At 68.2% G+C, this 1,926-nt stretch carries 3 protein-coding genes; all 3 read left to right on the forward strand.

Annotated features, from left to right (window positions below; all coding sequences use genetic code 11):
* On the forward strand, nt 1-833 hold an 833-nt coding region (locus D183_RS24200; RefSeq protein WP_039726462.1), incomplete at its 5' end, for an efflux RND transporter permease subunit.
* Nucleotides 834-911: 78 nt separating this feature from the next.
* Nucleotides 912-1,391 (forward strand): OsmC family protein, encoded by a 480-nt coding sequence (locus D183_RS0107315; protein WP_017908428.1) that lies wholly within the window; start codon nt 912-914, stop codon nt 1,389-1,391.
* Nucleotides 1,388-1,831, forward strand: a complete 444-nt coding sequence (gene trxC / locus D183_RS0107320) for a thioredoxin TrxC (protein WP_017908429.1) — start codon at nt 1,388-1,390, stop codon at nt 1,829-1,831. Before D183_RS0107315 ends, trxC begins: the two co-directional genes overlap by 4 nt.
* The last annotated feature ends 95 nt before the right edge of the window (nt 1,832-1,926 follow it).

Below are 1,926 nucleotides of genomic sequence, written 5' to 3' on the forward strand. Positions count from 1 at the left end.
TGCTGCGCCTGCCGGGCGCCGCGCAGGCCGCCAGCGCCCGCCTGCTGGCGCTGCGCGTGCGCGGCGGCGATGGGCAACTGGTGCCGCTGTCGGAACTGGTCGCGGTGCAGCGCCTGCCCTGGGACGACAGCATCGCGCACAAGGACCTGCGGCCGGTGGTGTACGTCACCGGCGACGAAGCCGGACGCCTGGACAGCCCGCTATACGGCATGTTCGACCTGGTCGGGCAACTGCGCGGCCACCGGCTCGATGGGCAGACGCTGCAGCAGCATTTCATCGCGCCGCCGGTCGACACCGCCGACTTCGCGGTGAAATGGGACGGCGAATGGCAGATCACCTACGAGACCTTCCGCGACATGGGCATCGCCTACGCGGTGGGCCTGTTGCTGATCTATCTGCTGGTGGTGGCGCAGTTCCGCAGCTATCTGCTGCCGCTGGTGATCATGGCGCCGATTCCGCTGACGGTGATCGGGGTGATGCCGGGTCATGCCCTGCTCGGCGCGCAGTTCACCGCGACCAGCATGATCGGCATGATCGCCCTGGCCGGCATCATCGTGCGCAATTCGATCCTGCTGGTGGACTTCATCCGTCATGCCCTGGCGCAGGGACGCAGCGCCGAACAGGCGGTGATCGAGGCCTGTGCGGTGCGCGCACCACCGATCGTGCTGACCGGCCTGGCGGCGATGCTGGGCGCGCTGTTCATCCTCGACGATCCGATCTTCAATGGCCTGGCGGTGGCGCTGCTGTTCGGCATCCTGGTCAGCACCGCGCTGACCCTGCTGGTCATCCCGCTGTTGTACTACCCGCTGGCACGGCGCGAAGCGGCGGCGTGAGCGCAAGGCTGCGTCCACACGCCGTTACCGGTGCCGGCGTAGAGTCGAAATCCCTTTCTGCGAAGTGGAGTTTCCGCGATGCCCATCGGCGATCCGATCCGCGTCACCCTCGAGCAGGACACGGACTTCGCGTTCCGCATTCGCTTCGACGAAACCGCGCTGGAGCCCTGGTTGAGCGACGAAACCGCGCCGCTGGGCCAGGAGCGCGGCCCCAATCCCACGCGCATCCTGCTGGCCGGCATGGCCAATTGCCTGGCCGCCAGCCTGCTGTTCGCGATGCGCAAGTACAAGAACGATCCGGCCGGGGTGGTCGCGCACATCACCGCCACGCCGATGCGCAATCCGGAAGGGTTCTGGCGCATTCCGCAGGCCTCGGTGGAACTGCAACTGCCCGGCGCCAACCAGGACTATGCGCAGCTGGAACGGATCCTGGCGCAGTTCGAGCAGTTCTGTGTGGTCACCCAGAGCGTGCGCCAGGGCATCGACGTGCAGGTCACGGTCAAGGATGCGCAAGGCACCGTGCTGCTCGGCGACAAGAGCATCGAGGCCGGCGCATGACCACGCTGCTGCATGTCGCCTGCCCGCACTGCGCCGCGCTCAACCGGGTGCCGGAGGCGAAACTGGCGGACGCGCCGCAATGCGGACGCTGCCATCGTGGCTTGTTCGACGCCACACCGGTCACGCTGACCGCCGAGACGTTTGCCGCGCATGCCGAGCGCAGCGAGCTGCCGTTGCTGGTGGACGTGTGGGCGCCATGGTGCGGCCCATGCCGGACCATGGCCCCGCACTTCGCGGCCGCGGCCGCGCAGCTCGAGCCGCGGCTGCGCCTGGGCAAGCTGGACAGCGACGCGCAGCCGGCGTTGGCCGGGCGCTTCGGCATCCGCAGCATCCCGACGCTGCTACTGCTGCGGCAAGGTCGTGAGCTCGGCCGACACAGCGGCGCCATCGGCACCGCCGAGATCGTGCGCTGGACGCGGGCACAGTTGAATTCTGCGTAACGCTCTCGTCGGAGCGGCTTCAGCCGCGATGGGCTTGCCTGGGAAAGTCCATCGCGGCCGAAGCCGCTCCTTGTATCTGGACATGTCGCCCCTAA

This window comes from Xanthomonas sp. SHU 199, assembly GCF_000364665.1.
Lineage (GTDB): Bacteria > Pseudomonadota > Gammaproteobacteria > Xanthomonadales > Xanthomonadaceae > Xanthomonas_A > Xanthomonas_A sontii.